This is a genomic window from Streptomyces inusitatus (assembly GCF_014651115.1).
GTDB classification, from domain to species: domain Bacteria; phylum Actinomycetota; class Actinomycetes; order Streptomycetales; family Streptomycetaceae; genus Streptomyces; species Streptomyces amakusaensis.
The window spans coordinates 43,642-59,796 of the sequence record NZ_BMWG01000027.1 but is presented as its reverse complement, the minus strand read 5'-3'; the positions used below and the strand labels follow the sequence as shown (position 1 = coordinate 59,796).

The following is a 16,155-nucleotide window of genomic DNA, read 5'->3' as shown; positions in this document are numbered from 1 at the left end:
TCGGTCGTACGCCGGCGATCGTCCACCGCGCGGCCGCCCGGTCCCAACTCATGGGAAAGGACACCATGTTACGGACCCTTCGACGCCTCTCCGCCCTCACCCTGATCCCCGCCGCTCTGGCCCTCCCCCTCGCCGGAACCGCGACCGCCACCTCCACGCCCCCCAGTGGAATAGGCACCGGCTATCCGCTGTCCAACTACGTCGGGACTCCCCACCCCCTGCTGGACGTCGGCACCACCTGTACCCGCGTCACCGACACCCGCTCCGCGAAGAACTCCGAGGACTCCGGCCGCGTCATCACCCTCTACCTCGACCCCCGCTGCGAGACCCCGGTCGCGATCATCCCTCCGGGAGACGGCTGGGCCTGGATCGCCGAGGTCGGCGCGATGAGTTACACGACCAGCGCCGCGTAGGACGCCGATGTGTCCGGCTCGCGCTCAGACCGCGTCAGAGGTCTGGGCGGGGCCGGCACTACGGCGGCGGGCACAGCTTCGAGTGCGCGGACCCGGAGTACGGGGTGCTCCGGGTCCCGGAAGGCGTCAGCCGCAGCCGCAGGAGCCGCGGATGACCAGGCGGGAGGGGAATTGGCGGACGCGTTCGCGGCGGGAGCCGGTGAGGCGGAGGCTTTCGTCGAGGACAAGGTCGACGGCGGCGCGGGCCATGGCGGGGCGGTCGGAGGCGACGGTGGTGAGGGGCGGATCGGTGAGGTGGGCTTCTTTGACGTCGTCAAAGCCGGCGACGGCGAGTTCGCGGGGGACGTCGATACGGAGTTCGCGGGCGGCGCGGAGGACGCCGATGGCCTGGTCGTCGGTGGCGCAGAAGATCGCGGGGGGCCGCTCGGGGCCGGCCAGGAGCTTGAGGGCGACCTGGTAGGCCTCGTAGCGGTTGAAGGGGGCCTTGAAGAGGCGGCCCTCCACCGGGCGGCCGGACTCCAGCATCGCCCGCCGCCAGCCCTCGACATGGTCGGTCACCGGGTCGCCGACGGGCGGGGTGGTGTCCGGGCCGCCGAAGCAGGCGACGTAGGCGTTGCCGTGCTCCAGGAGATGGCGGGTGGCGAGCTGGGCGCCGCCGATGTCGTCCGTGACGACGGCGACGTCGTCGACCCCCTCGGGGCGCTCGTGGAGGAGTACGACCCGGGCGTCCCAGGCCTCGATCTCCTGCGCGGCCTGCTCGGTCAGCCCCTGGCTGACCAGGATCAGCCCGGCGACCCGCATCCCGAGGAAGGCGCGGAGATAGTGGACCTCGCGCTCACGGCGGTAGTCGGAGTTCCCGACGAGCACCATTTTCCCGCGCTCGGCCGCGGCCTGCTCCACCGCGTGCGCCATCTCGGCGAAGAAGGGCTGCCGCGCATCGGGGACGATCATGCCTATGAGGTCGGTCCGCCGCGATGCCATCGCCTGGGCGACCCGGTCCGGCCGGTACCCCAGCTGCTTGATCGCCGCCAGTACCCGCTCGCGGGTGGCCGGGGCGACCGGTCTGGGTCCGTTGTTGATGACATAGCTGACGACGGCGGTCGAAGTCCCCGCCAGTCGCGCCACATCGTCCCGCGTCACCTTGGCCACGCGCGGCAGTCTACGCGTGGTGACCTACCTCTGGGCAGGCCGTACAGAGGCTTTCTGCTGCTCGGAGGCTTCCTCCGAACGGGCGATGGCCGAGGCGGCCTCCGCGGCCTCCCGCTCCGCCTTCTCCGGCACCACGAAGCGGTAGCCCACGTTCCGTACGGTTCCGATGAGCGACTCGTGCTCCGGGCCGAGCTTGGCGCGCAGCCGCCGCACATGGACGTCGACCGTTCGCGTACCGCCGAAGTAGTCGTAGCCCCAGACCTCCTGGAGCAACTGCGCGCGGGTGAAGACCCGCCCGGGGTGCTGCGCCAGATACTTCAGCAGTTCGAATTCCTTGAAGGTCAGATCGAGGACCCGGCCCTTGAGCTTGGCGCTGTAGGTGGCTTCGTCCACGGAGAGATCGCCGTTGCGGATCTCCATGGGGGAGTCGTCGGAGGTGATCTGCCGGCGGCCCATCGCCAGTCGCAGCCGGGCCTCGACCTCGGCCGGTCCGGCAGTGTCGAGGAGTACGTCGTCGACGCCCCAGTCGGCGGTGACGGCGGCGAGTCCGCCCTCGGTGACCACGAGGATCAGCGGGGAGCCGGGGCCGGTGGAGCGGAGGAGCTGGCAGAGGGAGCGGATCTGGGGGAGGTCGCGGCGGCCGTCGACCAGGATCACATCGGCGCCCGGGGTGTCGACCAGGGCGGGGCCCTCGGCGGGGGCCACCCGCACGCTGTGGAGCAGCAGTCCGAGGGCGGGGAGCACCTCCGCCGACGGCTGGAGGGCGTTGGTCAGCAGCAGGAGGGAGCTCATCGTGTCCCACCCGCCTGTGCCCGGGGCGTCGTCTTGAGGTCGTGCACGGTTCGCTCACCCATAACGTCGTTTCCCTCCTCGGTCGCTGCGAGGACGTGGTGCTGCGGCCCTGCTTCGTACGGTTGGTTCACCTGTCTGTAACAACAGTCAGGAAACACAAAAGGACCCGGGGGCTGCGTCGCCCTGGATCCTCTCCCGAGCACAATAGCCCACATGCGTTCTGAGCCAGAGGGCTGATTTCACCCTGTGGACGCCTCTTCGCCCGGGGACCGCTCCCGGTACAAAACTACCCGTACCGTCCTCTTTCTGTCGGGTGACGGCGGGATCGACGCGCGGTGACACCGTGCTGTGAGCGTGTGGCGTGAGCTTGCGCACGCTCCGGCGGTTCCAGGTGACTCCGGAATTCGAGGGGCGCACGGAAGCACGGACGGTGGCGCGGGGGTCGCCCAGGGCGTGGACGGCGCACCGGAAGCGGCCGTACGCCGGGCAGCGCCCGGTGCGGATGGCTCATGATGGTTGCCGACGAGGGGAAGGGAGCCGGCATGCCCGCGGGAACGATCCGCTACTGGGCCGCGGCCAAGGCGGCCGCCGGGAGACCGGAGGAGCCGTACACGGAGGCGACGCTGGCCGAGGCGCTCGACGCCGCCCGGCGCAGGCACCCGGGGGAGCTGGTGCGCGTCCTGAAGCGATGCGCCTTCCTCGTCGACGGCGATCCCGTCGGGACCCGTGACCATGAGACGGTACGGCTTGCCGAGGGCGGCACGGTCGAGGTGCTCCCGCCGTTCGCAGGAGGGTGAACCCACAGCATGAGCAGTGATCAGCAGTATCCGTACGGCCAACCGCAGCACCAGCAGCCGCAACCGCAACCGCAGCCGCACCAGCCGCAGCCGTACCAGGGACAGTACGACCCGTATCAGGGCCAGTACCAGGGGCAGCCGCAGTATCAGCCCCAGCCCCAGCAGCAGTACCAGGACCCTTACGCCCCGCAGCAGGACGGCGCGGCGCAGACCTGGGAGGGGGAGACCTGGGACACCCAGTACCAGCCGACGATAACCCCCGAGCACCACGCGCCCCCGGCCCCCGCCGCCGAGGAGACCGCCTATCTCCCGCCCGTCCGGAGCGGCCCGCCCGTCCGTACCGGCTCGCACGCGCTGCCGCCCGAGAACCCCGCGGCCGCCTACGCGCCCCCGGCACCGGCACCGGCCGCCCCCGCGCCCGAGCCGCCCGCCGGTTACAGCGCCCCGACCATGGGCGGGAACGCCCGGATCACCGACGCCCAGCGCGCCCGCGCCGAGGGCCGTTCGCCGATCATCCCGCCGGGCATCGAGCCCGCCGCCCTGACCGCCGGGCTCGGACTGCTGCTCGCGGTCGGCGCGGGCATCGGCGCGTACGGGCTGCTCGTCCCGCTCGTACTGCTCCAGGCGGTCACCGCCGCCGGATGGTTCCGGCTGAACGGCATGTGGCCCGCCCGCCAGGGCATCGCGCTCGCCTTCGCGGGCGGTCTCGTCGCGGACGCCGTACTGCTCGGGGTCGGCAAGGAGCACGCGCCCGCCGCGATCCTCGGCACGCTCGGCATCTGGGTGCTGCTCATCCTCGTGCTCCAGCTGCGCAGCGCCGCGGGCGCGGACGAGCGGATGCAGGGGCTGATGGCGACGGTCGTCTCGGCGGCGCTCGCCGTCCTCGCGGCCGGCTTTCTGGCCGCCGCCGACCACGCGGTGATCACCGGCGGCATCGCGGTCGCCGCGGCCGTCGTGGTCCGCGCGCTGCCGCTGCCCGCCGTCGCCTCCATGGCGCTGGCACTGCTGGCGGGCGCGGGCGCGGGTCTCGCCGCCGGCGGGATGACCGCCATCGGCTCCCAGGGAGCGCTGCTCGGGCTCGTGGCCGGAGCGCTCGCCCTGGTCGGACTGCGGGTGGCCAGCTACGACTACCCCTCCCGCTTCGTGCACTTCACGGCCGGGGTGGCCCTCCCGCTGACCGCCGCCGCGCCCGGGATCTATCTGCTGGGCCGCGTTCTCGCGCCCTAGCCGTACCCAGCCGCACCGAGGCGGCCCGGGCGGGGCCGGAAGCGCCCCCGCCCGGGCCGTACGGAACAGGTGTACGGAACCATTGGCGGTGCCCGTACGTCGATGAGTACCGAGAAGGCGTCGTCGGCCGGGAGCCCCCGGACCGGGGGAGGGGGCGCGGAAGTCGGACGCATCAATGGGGGACACCGGACAATGCGCGCACTGCGAATACTTCTGATCATCGCCGTGATCCTCGGCATCGTCTTCACCGGGGTGGACCGTCTCGCGGTCAATATCGCGGAGTCCCAGGTGGCCGAGAAGGTCAAGGCCCGGCAGGGCCTGTCCGTCACCCCCGAGGTGTCGATCAAGGGCTTCCCCTTCCTCACCCAGGTCATGGACAAGAACCTCGACGAGGTCGACATCTCCCTCTCCGGCGTCACCACGGAGACCGTCGGCCGGATCGTCGAGATCACCGACATCAAGGCCGAGCTGACCGGGGTGCGGATCGGCTCGGACTACAGCTCCGCCGTGGCCGCCGACGCCGAGGGCTCCGCCCGGATCGCGTACGAGGATCTGAGCAAGGCCGCCCCCAAGGGCGCCTCCATCGGCTGGGCGGGGGCCGAGCGGGCCGCGAAGAACCAGGTCAAGCTGGCCGGCCCGCTGGTGGACCTGCTCAAGGGCGCGGGTCTCCCGATCCACTCCGGGATCCAGACGCTGCTCGGGGACCAGAAGATCACCGTCTACAGCACGGTCGAGCTGAGCGAGTCCGGTGCGCTGCGGCTGAAGACCGACACCCTGCCGACGCTCCCGGTGTCGGGCTTCGAGGACCAGCTTCGCGCGGCGGTCGACCACGAGCTGAAGATCGAGGGGATGCCCGCCGGGATCGCCCTCGACCGGCTGGAGGTGACCGAGAGCGGTCTGAAGATCATGGGCACCGGCAAGGACGTCGCCCTCGCGGGCTAGCGGCACCCCGGAGACCTCGGAGCCCCCGGGGGCTACCGCTCGTGGAGTGCGATCAGCTCCGCGAGATGGCGGCCCGCCAGCAGCAGAGGGCGCTCGTCCTGGCAGACCTGGGCGGCCAGCTCCGCGCCCTCCAGGGTGCTGATCACGGTGACGGCCAGCTCCCGCGCGGTCTCCTCGGCCGTGCCCGAGGCGATCAGGCGTTCGGAGACGAGCCCCTGCCAGCGGGTGAACGCCTCGGCGGCGGCCCGCTGGATGTCGGGGAAGCGGGCGGCCGTCCCCAGGGAGGTCGCCGTGACCGGGCAGCCGTCGGTCCAGCCGGACTCCCGGAGCCCGTCGGCGAGGCTCCGGGTGAGCGCGCCGAGGACCTCGGCGAGAGTGCCCTCGCCGGCCAGGGTCTCCCCCAGGATGTCGGTGAACTCCTCGTCGCCCCGGTGCACGGCGGCGACGGCCAGCTCCTGCTTGCCGCCGGGGAAGAAGTGGTAGACGGAGCCCAGGGTCGCCCCGGCCTCCTGGGCGATCTGCTTGATCCCGGTGCCGTCGTACCCCTGCCGCTGCATCAGCGTCGAGGCCGCCCGGACGATCCGCTCCCGGGTGCCGGGCCGGTCGTCGGATGCCGGATCCGTCTGCTGCCGTGTCCTGGTCTGCATTCTCCTGAATTTACTGGATTGAACGACCATTACAGAACCCCGCGTGCCCTGCCGGGCCCCGGTTTCCGCGCCCTCCGGGCCGCATGGCCGCATGGTGAGACAACGCTGTCCGAGGGGCAGAAGGTAGGGCGCGTGAGCTGGCGATGCGCCCCCTTCGCGCCGTGCGCGCCCCTCATTCGTATCAAATACCGGACGATCGCGTCTCAATATTCGACACACCGGTGACATTGCCCCCGATCCGTCCCTACGATCGGCCCTATGAAGCAGCGACAGGCGGATCTCACGAAGCGGCGGGCAGTCGACCTGTGCCGCGTCGCCGCCATGCTCTGTCGCCTCGTCTGAAAGAGAGCGCCCGCGCTCTCTTCCCTCCGGCCCTTCGACCTCTCTGATCAGGGCCGCCCCTCGTGCGGTACGCCCGCTCCCGACGTGTACCCGCGCAGCGTTTTTTCGTACCACCCGCCGCACACTGCCCCGGAGGAGAAACAGCATGAGCCGCAGCGACGTCCTGGTCGACGCCGACTGGGTCGAGGCCCACCTCAATGACCCGCAGGTCGCCATTGTCGAGGTCGACGAGGACACCTCGGCCTACGAGAAGAACCACATCACGAACGCGATCCGGATCGACTGGACCAAGGACCTCCAGGACCCGGTCCGCCGTGACTTCATCGACCAGGAGGGCTTCGAGAAGCTCCTCTCGGCCAAGGGCATCGCGAACGACACCACCGTGATCCTCTACGGCGGCAACAACAACTGGTTCGCCTCCTACGCGTACTGGTACTTCAAGCTCTACGGCCACGACAGCGTCAAGCTGCTCGACGGCGGCCGCAAGAAGTGGGAGCTGGACTCCCGCGACCTGGTCGAGGCCGTCCCGACCCGCCCGGCCACCGAGTACAAGGCCAAGCCGCAGAACTCGGCGATCCGCGCCTTCCGCGACGACGTCGTCGCCGCGATCGGCACCCAGAACCTGGTCGACGTGCGCTCCCCCGACGAGTTCAGCGGCAAGCTGCTCGCCCCGGCGCACCTCCCGCAGGAGCAGTCGCAGCGCCCCGGCCACGTGCCCAGCGCCCGCAACATCCCGTGGTCCAAGAACGCCAACGACGACGGCACCTTCAAGTCGGACGACGCCCTGAAGGCGCTCTACGTCGACGAGCAGGTCGACCTGGCGAAGGACACCATCGCCTACTGCCGTATCGGCGAGCGCTCGGCCCTGACCTGGTTCGTCCTGCACGAGCTGCTCGGTGTCGAGAACGTCAAGAACTACGACGGCTCGTGGACCGAGTACGGCTCCCTGGTCGGCGTGCCGATCGAGCTCGGCGCCGGCAAGTAACCCCGACCCGCGGACATTTGGAGAGCTGAGAGTATGTGTGGAGCGAAGGCCGGCGGCCCCGACGCCTCGACGATCAAGCCCGGTGAGACGACGATCCAGGGACAGGTGACCCGCGACGGCGAGCCCGTCACCGGCTACGTCCGCCTGCTGGACTCGACCGGCGAGTTCACCGCCGAGGTCCCGACCTCGGCCACCGGACAGTTCCGTTTCTACGCGGCCGAGGGCACCTGGACGCTGCGCGCCCTGGTGCCGGGCGGCACGGCGGACCGTACGGTCGTCGCGCAGACCGGTGGTCTGGCAGAGGTCGCTATCGCGGTCTGAGCGCCGGCACCGCGATCGCGGGTGACCCCGGGACACAACCCGGCGGTCACACCGAACGGCCGAAGGGCCGCACCCCAGGGGGTTGGACGCCACTGGATCGGGGTGCGGCCCTTCGGTCGTGCCGCCGGAGCCCCGCATGCCCGCGGGGTGCGTCGCCGGAGGGTGCGGGACAGGCCCCGCGCCGTACCCTGGAGGCATGTACGCGCGGCGTCGGCGTGTCTATTTCCTGCTGATGGGCGGATGTCTTTTCCTCTTCGTCTCCGCCTGGGCCGTCGTACGCCTCTGGTCGGTGCCGGCGGCCGTCGCCATGTGTGTCGTCGCCATGGTCATCCCGCCGGTCGCGGCGATGATCGCCAACCGGCGAGGGCCGGAGGACCGCTGGTGGGACGATCCCTCCGGCGATCCCCAGTCCGACGAGTGGTGGGACGAGCTGGACGGCAAGCGCCGCCGCCCGGGCTCGGACGAGCGTCAGTAGGCCAGGCCTGGCCTGGCCGTGGGCGGACCGTCAGTAGACGAGCGCCTGTACGCCGTCCGGCATGATCTCGCTGACGAAGACCTGGGCCCCCGCGATCCGTACGCCCTCCAGCACATCCGCCTCAGTGATCTCCCGGCGCGCCGCGCACTGGGTGCACAGGGTGATCTGTCCGGCCGCCAGGATCGAGTCGAGCAGATCCGGCAGCGGGGCGGCGTGCGGCAGCTCGAACTCGGCAGCGCGGCCCGGCAGCGCGAACCACGAGGACTCACCGGTCAGCCAGAGGGACACCTCCACCCCGCTGGCCACGGCGACCGCCGCCACCGTGAAGGCCTGCGAGCAGCGCTCGGGCGCGTCCGCGCCTGCGGTCACCTTGATCACGAGCTTTTTCGCCATGCCCGAACTCTAGTGCGCGCCCCGCCCATGCCCCGGCCGTGCCCCGGCCGCGTCCCGAGGCCGCCCCGGCCGCCGGGCGGGGCGACCTCACCGGGATCCCCGGGCCCCCACCCATTAGGCTGGTGCCGGACCCCGACCCACTGTCGAGCCGTCCTGCCCACCGCTCATCCGAGGAGCACCCGTGCTTGAGGCATTCTTCGAAGCCCTGCTGGTCCTGGTCTGCATCGGCGTCACCGCCTTCGCCTTCCTGGCCGTGAAGAAGCTGTACCAGGGCCAGCGCTAGCGGCACGCGCGGATCCCCCTGCCACCGCCCGACGGCGTACCCCGCCGACGTACTACAGATCGCCAGAGCTGCTCATGATCGAGATTCCGTCCGACCTGAACCCGGACCTCGTCCCTCTCTTCTTCCTCCTCGGCACCTGGGAGGGCGCGGGCGTCTCCGACTTCCCCGGCTCCGAGAAGTGCAACTTCGGCCAGTCCGTGACCTTCAGCCACGACGGCCGGGACTTCCTGGAGTACGTCTCGCACAGCTGGGTCCTCGACGCCGAGGGCAACAAGGTCCGGCCGCTGGAGAGCGAGCACGGCTACTGGCGCGTCGACAAGGACCGCAAGGTCGAGGTCGTCATGGTCCGTGACCAGGGCATCGTGGAGATCTGGTACGGCGAGCTGGCCGACCAGAAGCCGCAGATCGACCTGGTCACCGACGCCGTCGCCCGCACCGCGGCCTCCGGCCCGTACAGCGGCGGCAAGCGGCTCTACGGCTATGTGAAGAGCGATCTGATGTGGGTGGGCGAGAAGGCCACCCCCGAGGTTCCGCTCCGGCCGTACATGTCGGCGCATCTGAAGAAGGTCGTCACCCCCGAGCAGGTCGCGGACTGGGCCAAGGACCTCGGCGACCTCCCGGACGACGGAATCGCCTTCTTCAAGTAGGAACACCCCGGGCCCTTCCGGCCCGGCCCCCGGGGGGAGCGGCTCGCGGCATCGGCCCGCAGGCCCTCTCCCGCCTACACTGGGGGCGTGGTGAGCACCGACTGGAAGAGTGATCTGCGGCAGCGCGGCTACCGGCTGACCCCCCAGCGCCAGCTTGTCCTGGAGGCGGTCGACGCCCTGGAGCACGCCACCCCGGACGACATTCTCCGCGAAGTGCGCAAGACCGCCTCCGGCATCAATATCTCCACCGTCTACCGGACCCTGGAGCTGCTGGAGGAGCTGGGCCTGGTCTCCCACGCCCATCTCGGCCATGGAGCCCCCACCTACCACCTCGCCGACCGCCATCACCACATCCACCTCGTCTGCCGTGACTGCACCGGTGTGATCGAGGCCGATGTCGAGGTCGCCGCCGACTTCACCGCGAAGCTCCGTGAGACCTTCGGGTTCGACACCGACATGAAGCACTTCGCGATCTTCGGCCGTTGTGGCGACTGCACGGCCGAGGCTTCGACCACCGAGTCGTAGGCTTTCCCCATGGCCACCGTGAAGAGCCCTCTGCTGTCCCTGCCCGGCGCCGTGCCCGCCGAGGGCACCGACGAAGGCGTCGCCGCGCACTACGGCGACCTCTTCCGCGAACAGCGCGCCCTCGCGGCGGGCAAGGGGCTGGTCGACCTCTCCCACCGGGGCGTCGTCACCGTCACCGGCGACGACCGGCTGAGCTGGCTGCATCTGCTGCTCACCCAGTACATGACCGACCTCCCGGCCGGACAGGCCACCGAGGCGCTGATCCTCTCCGCCAACGGGCACATCGAGCACGCGCTCTATCTCGTCGACGACGGCACCACGGTCTGGGCGCATGTCGAGCCCGGCGGCGCACCGGCGCTGATCGCCTACCTGGAGTCGATGAAGTTCTTCTACCGGGTGGAGGTCGCCGACCGCACCGACGACATCGCCGTCGTCCATCTCCCCGCCGGTTCGATCGCCACGACTCCGGAGGGCGCCGCCGTACGGGAGACCGCGTACGGCCGTGATCTCTTCCTGCCCCGGGCCGAGCTGGAGGAGTACGCCGCCGTCCACGGCCCGCCGGCCGGGATCCTGGCGTACGAGGCGCTGCGCGTGGAGGGCCACCGGCCCCGCGTCGGCTTCGAGACCGACCACCGCACCATCCCGCACGAGCTGGGGTGGATCGGCACCGCCGTCCACCTTCAGAAGGGGTGCTACCGAGGCCAGGAGACCGTCGCCCGGGTGCAGAACCTGGGCAAGCCGCCGCGCCGGCTGGTCTTTCTCCATCTGGACGGCAGCGAGGTCCATCTGCCGGGCCCCGGCACCCCGGTACGGCTCGCCTCCGACGGCCAGGACGGCCGTCAGCTCGGCTTTGTCACCAGCTCCGCGCGCCATCACGAGCTGGGGCCGATCGCGCTCGCGCTGGTGAAGCGGAATGTGCCGCTCGATGCGGAGCTGATGGCCGGGGAGACGGCGGCGGCCCAGGAGACCGTCGTCGAGCCCTGATCCCCAAGGCTGCAAGGGCTCAGAGGTCCAATATCACTGTGAACGGGCCCTGGTTCGTCAGCGAGACCCGCATGCTCGCGCCGAACCTGCCCGTCTCCACCCGTGCGCCCAGCTCCCGCAGCCGCGCCACCACCTCGTCCACCAGCGGCTCGGCCACCGGGCCCGGGGCCGCCGCGTTCCAGGTGGGGCGACGGCCCTTCCGGGCGTCCCCGTAGAGAGTGAACTGCGAAATCACCAGCAAGGGCGCATTCACGTCCGAGCAGGACTTCTCACCCTCCAGGATCCGCAGCGACCAGAGCTTGCGGGCCAGCCGCTCCGCCTGCTCGGGGGTGTCCTCGTGAGCGACCCCCACCAGCACACACAGTCCTTCGCCGACGATCTCGCCGACCGTCTCGGACCCGGACTCGTCCGTCACGACGACGCTCGCGCCGTCCACTCTCTGCACCACCGCACGCATACAGACCAACCTATCTGGGGCTGAACGGGTGCAGAGCGCCTGCGTCGGAAGGCGGCGGAGTGGCACGATGCACAAAGGCGGGGTGCCGCACCGGTCAAGGGGACGGAATTACGCATATGAGCACATCTGGAACCGGGCAGCCGGCCGGTCCCTTCACGGCTGAGTCCCTCCCGCCGCCGGTGGCCCCGGCCGCCCTCGCGACGGTGACCGCCCCCCTCCCCCCGGTGCCCCGCCCGCCCCAGCAGCGCACCACGGCGGGCGCGCTCCCGGACCCGCCGCAGTACGATCTGCGCGCCCTGCGCCTGCCGGAGCTGCGCGCCCTGCGCCGGGACTCCCAGCGCGACGAGGCCGACCTCAGCTACGTACGGCGGCTGCTGCACGGGCGGATCGACATCCTCCGCGCCGAGCTGGCCCGGCGCGCCCGGCCGCCGGCCCCGCCGGTGGACCGGCTCGTGGTCGACCGGCTCGTCGTCGACCGGCTCTCCGAGATCCTCGCCGACACCCCCTCGCGGCACCGCACCTCGGCCCGCCATGTGACGCTCTCGCCCCCGCACGGCGAGGAGTACCGGCGGCTCGCCTCCGACATGCTCGCCGATGTGGAGCTGTCCGATCTGAGTGCCCGTACGGACGAGGAGCTGCTTGCCGGGACGGGCCGGCTGATCCGCTACGAGCAGCAGGTCTCCGGCCGCCGTCAGCTTCTCCAGCGCACCGCCGACGATTGCAGCGCGGAGATCGCCCGCAGGTACCGTGAGGGAGAAGCCCAAGTCGACGACCTGCTGACCTGAAGCGATCCTTCCGGGAGCGGGTTCTCACCCCGCCTGGAGATCGACCATGACCACCGCCGCCCACGCCATACCCCCGGTCCTCGCCGAGGTCGTACGCTCAGGCTTCGTCGAGGGCCACCATCGCGGCTCCCTGGTCGTCCTGGCCGCCGACGGCCGGGTGGAGTTCGCGCTGGGCGACCCGGCCGCCCCGGTCTTCCCGCGCTCCTGCAACAAGCCCTTCCAGGCCGCCGCCGTGCTCCGGGCCGGTCTCGACCTGTCCGGCGAGCGCCTCGCGCTGGCCGCCGCCAGCCACTCCGGCGAGGACTTCCACCTCGCTCTCGTCCGCACCATGCTCGACGAGCACGGGCTGAGCGCCGACGAGCTGCGGACGCCGCCCGATCTGCCGCTGGACCCGGTCGAGGCCGAGAGCTATCTCGCCTCGGGACGGGTGCGCGACAGGATCGTCATGAACTGCTCGGGCAAGCACACCGCGATGCTCGCGGCCTGCGCCCTCAACGGCTGGGACCGCGCGAGCTATCTCGACCCCGCCCACCCCCTCCAGCGGCTCGTCCACACCGTGGTCGAGGAGGCCGCCGGGGAGCCGGTCGCAGCCGTCGGCACCGACGGCTGCGGTGCGCCGCTGTCGGCGATCAGCCTCACCGGGCTCGCCCGGGGGTTCCGCTCCCTGGTGCTGGCGGAGCCGGGCTCGGCCGAGCGCCGGGTCGCGGACGCGATGCGGGCCCACCCGGAGTATGTGGCGGGCACCCGCCGCCCGGACACCTGGCTGATGCGCGAGGTGCCGGGGACGCTCGCCAAGATGGGCGCGGAGGCCGTGCAGGCGCTGGCGCTCGCCGACGGCCGGGCCCTCGCCTTCAAGATCGACGACGGTTCGGGCCGGGCGCTGGGCCCGGTGCTCGGCCGGGCGCTGGAGCTGCTGGGGGTCGACTCCCCGGTGGTCTCCCGGATCGGCCGTTCGCCGCTGCTCGGCGGCGGCGCGGAGGTCGGCGCGGTCCGCGCGGCCTTCTGAACTCTTCCGGATCTTTCTGGACCTTCCGGACCTTCTGGACCTTCTGGACCTTCTGAAGGGGCTCCGGGCGGTCCGTGACGCCCGGGTCCCAGGACGGCCGCCGCTCTGGGCCCCGGGCCCGGGTCGCGGGCCTCATCGGCTCCGTACCCGGAACAGGGCCGCCGACGCGGCCACCGACACCGTGAGGATCCCCGCGCACCACGCCAGCGCGACCCAGGGCTCGTTCCCCACCGGCTCGGCGAGCAGCAGCCCCCGCAGGGACTCGATCATCGGGGTCACCGGCTGGTGCTCCGCGAAGCCGTGCAGCCAGCCGGGCATGGTGTCGATCGGGACGAACGCGCTGCTCGGATAGGGCAGGAAGACCATGAAGAAGCTGAAGCCGCTCGCCGCCTCGGGGGTGCGGGCCAGCAGTCCGACCGCCGTGGAGAGCCAGGAGATCGTCACCACGAAGGCGGTCAGCAGCCCCGCCGCCGCCAGCCAGCCGGCCGGGGACGCGTCGGGGCGGAAGCCGATCAGCAGGGCCGCGCCCAGCACCAGCGCCGTGGAGAGGAGATTGCGCAGGGTGCTGGCGACGACATGGCCGGCCAGGATCGACGTACCGCCCACCCCGAGCGAGCGGAAGCGGTCGATGATGCCGCCCTTCATGTCCTCGGTCACCCCGATGGCGGTGGTGGACCCGCCGAAGGCGGCGCAGAGCACGAGGACGCCGGGGACGACATAGGTGACATAGGCGGTGCCGGTGTCGATCGCGCCGCCGAAGAGATAGATGAAGACCGCCATCAGCATCAGCGGCAGCAGCAGCGAGGTGATGACGGCGTCGATGTCGCGGGCGCTGATCCGGATCCGGCGGCCGGTCATCGTCACCGTCCGGCCGATCGGGCCGAGGGCGTCAGAGCCGAGGGCGTCAGACATGGGCGGTCTCCTGGTGGGGTGCGGCCTCCCGGCCGGTCAGGGCGAGGAAGACATCGTCGAGAGTGGCCCGCTCCACCGAGAAGCGGACCACATCGCACCGCTCGGGGTCGGCCCGGTCCAGCAGCGCCCGGACCTCGTCCGCGCCGCCGTCCGTGGGGAGGGCGAGGGTCAGGCTGTCGGGGGAGTGCCGGAGCTGCCGGGGCTGCCAGGGCTCGTGCGCCGGTACGGGTCCGGCCTGGGCCGCTCCCTCGGGCCGCCGCCACGGCCGCCACGGCCGCCCGGCCTCCGGGCCGACGCGCGAGACGATCCGCAGATACGCCTCCGGGCCGGCGGCGACGAGGTCGAGACGGTGGCCCGAGACCCTCGCCTTCAGCTCGTCGGCCGAGCCCTGCGCGATCAGCCGGCCGCCGTCGACCAGCGCGATCCGGTCGGCCAGCCGGTCGGCCTCCTCCAGATACTGGGTGGTCAGAAACACCGTCGAGCCCGCCGCCGACAGCTCCCGCACCACCTCCCACAGCCCCGCCCTGCTGCGCGGGTCGAGCCCGGTCGTCGGCTCGTCGAGGAAGATCACCTCCGGTTCGCCGACCAGTCCGGCGGCGAGGTCGAGCCGTCGCCGCATGCCGCCCGAGTACGTCTGTGCCCGGCGGCGGGCGGCGGCGGTCAGATCGAAGCGCTCCAGCAGCTCGGCGGCCCGGCGGCGCGCGGCCGGCCGGGAGAGACCGCTCAGCCGGGCCATCATCCGGAGGTTCTCCTCGGCCGTCTGCTTCTCGTCCACCGCCGCGAACTGCCCGGTCAGGCTGATCACGCGGCGGACCGCCGCGCGCTCGGCGACGACATCGCGCCCGGCGACGCGCGCCAGGCCGCCGTCCGGGGCGGTGAGCGTGGCGAGGATGCGGACGGTGGTGGTCTTGCCCGCGCCGTTGGGCCCGAGGAGGGAGAAGACCTCGCCCCTCTCCACCTGGAGATCGACTCCGGTCAGCACCCGGACGGGTCCGAAGGACTTCCGGAGGCCGATGGCCTCGATGGCCGGTGCGTCGGGCCGGTGGGGTTCTGGTGAGGAGGGGGTGCGTCGGGAGGTGCGGGAGGAGGTGCGGGCGGTGGGTTCGGTGTGCGAGGTGCGCCGTCGATGCATGGCCAACCCTTCTGCGTATGCCATACGCGTTATTGCGTAAGGGTTACGCATTACTAGGATGGGCGTCAAGCCGACGGCCGAGGGTGAGGGCGAGGGGTGTGATGAGAGACAGCGGCGACGCGGACACCGGTCTGCCCGCCAGCATCGAAGCCGCGTGGGGCCTGCGCGAGCGCCCCGCCAAGGGGCCCCGGCCCGGGCTGAGCCTGGACCGGATCGTGGCCGCCTCGGTCGCCCTGGCGGCGGCGGAGGGGCTCGACGCGGTCTCGATGGGCCGGGTCGCCAAGGAGCTGGGCGTCTCGACCATGTCCCTCTACCGCTATGTCGCGGCCAAGGGCGAGCTGTACATCCTGATGCTGGAGGCGGCCGTGGGCCCGCCGCCCCCGCCCCCGCCCCCCGGCACCGGCTGGCGCGAGGCGATCGCGGCCTGGGCCGCGGCGCACCGCGCCGCCCTGCGCCGCAACCTCTGGGCCCTGCGCATCCCGGTCTCCGGGCCGCCCGCCACCCCCAACTCGGTGGCCTGGTGGGAGCAGGGGCTCGCGGCCCTGGAGGAGACCGGCCTCGACGAGGGCCGGAAGCTGTACGTGATCATGCTGGTCACCGGGTTCGTCCGGGACGAGGCGCTGGTGACGGCGGACCTCGCCGCGGCGATCGACTCCACCGGACTCACCGCCGACCAGGTCATGCGCCGCTACGGCCGCACCCTCGAACGCCTCGCGGACCCGGCCCGCTACCCCTCCGTCGCCCGGGCCCTCGCCTCCGGCGTCCTCTTCGAACCGGGCGACCCGGACCGGGAGTTCTCCCTCGGTCTGAGCATCCTCCTGGACGGTGTGTCCGCCCTGATCGCCCGGCGGGGCGACACCGAGACCCCCACCGGGGCCCCGGCCTGAGGCCCGCGGCCCACCTGCGGTCCACCCGCGGCCGGGCCGCCCCGTACGCTCGGC

Annotated in this window: 21 protein-coding genes; 14 read left to right on the top strand and 7 right to left on the bottom strand. The window is 71.9% G+C overall.

Going from position 1 to position 16,155, the window contains the following annotated elements:
• Nucleotides 1-65: 65 nt before the first annotated feature.
• The gene (locus IE247_RS29765) at nt 66-413 is read left to right on the top strand and encodes a hypothetical protein (RefSeq protein WP_190126425.1); all 348 of its coding nucleotides are present in this window, start codon (nt 66-68) and stop codon (nt 411-413) included.
• A gap of 126 nt (nt 414-539) precedes the next feature.
• Here the strand turns inward: IE247_RS29765 and IE247_RS29760 are convergent, their stop codons facing one another.
• Both IE247_RS29760 and IE247_RS29755 read right to left on the bottom strand, forming a co-directional pair.
• Nucleotides 540-1,562: a LacI family DNA-binding transcriptional regulator gene (locus tag IE247_RS29760; RefSeq protein WP_190126424.1), complete on the bottom strand. Its 1,023-nt coding sequence runs from the start codon at nt 1,560-1,562 to the stop codon at nt 540-542.
• Between the two features lie 24 nt (nt 1,563-1,586).
• Nucleotides 1,587-2,354: a response regulator transcription factor gene (locus tag IE247_RS29755; protein WP_190126423.1), complete on the bottom strand. Its 768-nt coding sequence runs from the start codon at nt 2,352-2,354 to the stop codon at nt 1,587-1,589.
• Between the two features lie 542 nt (nt 2,355-2,896).
• Here IE247_RS29755 and IE247_RS29750 point away from each other — a divergent pair.
• The 3 genes from IE247_RS29750 (at nt 2,897) to IE247_RS29740 (ending at nt 5,320) form a co-directional block, all read left to right on the top strand.
• Nucleotides 2,897-3,151, top strand: a complete 255-nt coding sequence (locus IE247_RS29750; RefSeq protein WP_190126422.1) for a MoaD/ThiS family protein — start codon at nt 2,897-2,899, stop codon at nt 3,149-3,151.
• 9 nt (nt 3,152-3,160) lie between these two features.
• The gene (locus tag IE247_RS29745) at nt 3,161-4,378 is read left to right on the top strand and encodes a hypothetical protein (RefSeq protein WP_190126421.1); all 1,218 of its coding nucleotides are present in this window, start codon (nt 3,161-3,163) and stop codon (nt 4,376-4,378) included.
• Nucleotides 4,379-4,570: 192 nt separating this feature from the next.
• On the top strand, nt 4,571-5,320 hold the full coding sequence (locus tag IE247_RS29740) for an LmeA family phospholipid-binding protein (protein ID WP_190126420.1): 750 nt from the start codon (nt 4,571-4,573) through the stop codon (nt 5,318-5,320).
• A 32-nt stretch (nt 5,321-5,352) separates the two neighbouring features.
• On the opposite strand, the gene IE247_RS29735 is transcribed toward IE247_RS29740, so the two are convergent.
• Nucleotides 5,353-5,967, bottom strand: a complete 615-nt coding sequence (locus IE247_RS29735; RefSeq protein WP_190126419.1) for a TetR/AcrR family transcriptional regulator — start codon at nt 5,965-5,967, stop codon at nt 5,353-5,355.
• A gap of 258 nt (nt 5,968-6,225) precedes the next feature.
• On the opposite strand from IE247_RS29735, the gene IE247_RS35100 reads away from it, so the two are divergent.
• The 4 genes from IE247_RS35100 (at nt 6,226) to IE247_RS29720 (ending at nt 8,090) form a co-directional block, all read left to right on the top strand.
• Complete coding sequence (locus IE247_RS35100) at nt 6,226-6,309, top strand: putative leader peptide (RefSeq protein ID WP_360651805.1); 84 nt, start codon at nt 6,226-6,228, stop codon at nt 6,307-6,309.
• Between the two features lie 145 nt (nt 6,310-6,454).
• On the top strand, nt 6,455-7,294 hold the full coding sequence (locus tag IE247_RS29730; protein ID WP_190126418.1) for a sulfurtransferase: 840 nt from the start codon (nt 6,455-6,457) through the stop codon (nt 7,292-7,294).
• Nucleotides 7,295-7,327: 33 nt separating this feature from the next.
• A complete protein-coding gene (locus IE247_RS29725) occupies nt 7,328-7,615 on the top strand; it encodes a DUF1416 domain-containing protein (protein WP_127832476.1) in 288 nt (95 codons plus the stop codon).
• A gap of 196 nt (nt 7,616-7,811) precedes the next feature.
• Nucleotides 7,812-8,090, top strand: a complete 279-nt coding sequence (locus IE247_RS29720; RefSeq protein ID WP_190126417.1) for a DUF3099 domain-containing protein — start codon at nt 7,812-7,814, stop codon at nt 8,088-8,090.
• Between the two features lie 30 nt (nt 8,091-8,120).
• Here the strand turns inward: IE247_RS29720 and IE247_RS29715 are convergent, their stop codons facing one another.
• A complete protein-coding gene (locus tag IE247_RS29715) occupies nt 8,121-8,483 on the bottom strand; it encodes a DsrE family protein (protein WP_190126416.1) in 363 nt (120 codons plus the stop codon).
• Nucleotides 8,484-8,840: 357 nt separating this feature from the next.
• Between IE247_RS29715 and IE247_RS29710 the strand changes: the two genes are divergently transcribed.
• The 3 genes from IE247_RS29710 to ygfZ all read left to right on the top strand — a co-directional run bounded on the left by IE247_RS29710 (nt 8,841) and on the right by ygfZ (nt 10,922).
• Nucleotides 8,841-9,413, top strand: a complete 573-nt coding sequence (locus IE247_RS29710) for a heme-binding beta-barrel domain-containing protein (protein WP_190126415.1) — start codon at nt 8,841-8,843, stop codon at nt 9,411-9,413.
• A gap of 87 nt (nt 9,414-9,500) precedes the next feature.
• Nucleotides 9,501-9,938: a Fur family transcriptional regulator gene (locus IE247_RS29705; protein ID WP_190126414.1), complete on the top strand. Its 438-nt coding sequence runs from the start codon at nt 9,501-9,503 to the stop codon at nt 9,936-9,938.
• A gap of 18 nt (nt 9,939-9,956) precedes the next feature.
• On the top strand, nt 9,957-10,922 hold the full coding sequence (gene ygfZ / locus IE247_RS29700) for a CAF17-like 4Fe-4S cluster assembly/insertion protein YgfZ (RefSeq protein ID WP_190126461.1): 966 nt from the start codon (nt 9,957-9,959) through the stop codon (nt 10,920-10,922).
• Nucleotides 10,923-10,941: 19 nt separating this feature from the next.
• Here ygfZ and dtd read toward each other — a convergent pair whose 3' ends face one another.
• On the bottom strand, nt 10,942-11,379 hold the full coding sequence (gene dtd / locus IE247_RS29695; protein ID WP_190126413.1) for a D-aminoacyl-tRNA deacylase: 438 nt from the start codon (nt 11,377-11,379) through the stop codon (nt 10,942-10,944).
• 116 nt (nt 11,380-11,495) lie between these two features.
• Here dtd and IE247_RS29690 point away from each other — a divergent pair, with 116 nt between their 5' ends.
• Together IE247_RS29690 and IE247_RS29685 are read left to right on the top strand one after the other, a co-directional pair.
• The gene (locus tag IE247_RS29690; RefSeq protein ID WP_190126412.1) at nt 11,496-12,164 is read left to right on the top strand and encodes an RsiG family protein; all 669 of its coding nucleotides are present in this window, start codon (nt 11,496-11,498) and stop codon (nt 12,162-12,164) included.
• A gap of 46 nt (nt 12,165-12,210) precedes the next feature.
• Nucleotides 12,211-13,170: an asparaginase gene (locus IE247_RS29685; protein WP_190126411.1), complete on the top strand. Its 960-nt coding sequence runs from the start codon at nt 12,211-12,213 to the stop codon at nt 13,168-13,170.
• A 132-nt stretch (nt 13,171-13,302) separates the two neighbouring features.
• On the opposite strand, the gene IE247_RS29680 is transcribed toward IE247_RS29685, so the two are convergent.
• Entirely contained in the window at nt 13,303-14,082 is a 780-nt protein-coding gene (locus tag IE247_RS29680; protein ID WP_190126410.1) for an ABC transporter permease, read from the bottom strand.
• On the bottom strand, nt 14,075-15,214 hold the full coding sequence (locus IE247_RS29675) for an ATP-binding cassette domain-containing protein (RefSeq protein ID WP_190126409.1): 1,140 nt from the start codon (nt 15,212-15,214) through the stop codon (nt 14,075-14,077). The genes IE247_RS29680 and IE247_RS29675 overlap by 8 nt, the downstream gene beginning before the upstream one ends.
• Before the next feature lie 101 nt (nt 15,215-15,315).
• Here IE247_RS29675 and IE247_RS29670 point away from each other — a divergent pair, with 101 nt between their 5' ends.
• Nucleotides 15,316-16,101, top strand: coding sequence for a TetR/AcrR family transcriptional regulator (locus IE247_RS29670; protein ID WP_229869437.1), 786 nt, complete (start codon nt 15,316-15,318; stop codon nt 16,099-16,101).
• The last annotated feature ends 54 nt before the right edge of the window (nt 16,102-16,155 follow it).